This is a genomic window from Arthrobacter sp. Y3223164 (assembly GCF_059091005.1).
This window is the reverse complement of sequence record NZ_JBNHGF010000868.1, coordinates 1-428: the sequence shown is the minus strand read 5'-3', so window position 1 is coordinate 428 and position 428 is coordinate 1. Positions and strand designations below refer to the sequence as shown.

The following is a 428-nucleotide window of genomic DNA, read 5'->3' as shown; positions in this document are numbered from 1 at the left end:
CAAAAGCGCTTGCCGTTGCGCCGCCGGTGCTGCCGGCCGCGGTGGCCCTGGCCGCGGCTTCCACGGCGGGGGCAGGCTGGGCGAGCTGGGTCAGCGTGGACTGGATCTGCTGGATCCGCCCGAGGGTATCGGTCATGCTCATCGTCCGTCGCCGCCCCGGGCTCCGGTGGACAGCTCGTCAAGCACCAGCTGCTCGCGCCGCAGCTCTTCGAACGCCTCGGCCGCGAGGTGCCGGGTCTCGAGCTTCTCCAGGCCCACGGACTGCTTGCGCACGGCGAGGAACTCCTGCTGGGCCTGCTGCGCCTCGTTCTGCCGGGCCCGGTCCAGGTTCTCCAGGTCGGCCAGCATGCTGCGCGAGGCGGAGCGGGCCGCGGCCACCGCGTGCAGCGTGGCCGCATCGGAGACTTCGCTGATGATCTCGCCCAACT

The 428-nt window shown here is 72.0% G+C and carries 1 protein-coding gene; it reads right to left on the bottom strand.

All coding sequences use genetic code 11. The annotated features are described in order from the left end of the window. Nucleotides 1-138 precede the first annotated feature (138 nt). On the bottom strand, nucleotides 139-428 hold a 290-nt coding region (locus tag AC5RUJ_RS18460; protein WP_494156540.1), incomplete at its 5' end, for a flagellar FliJ family protein.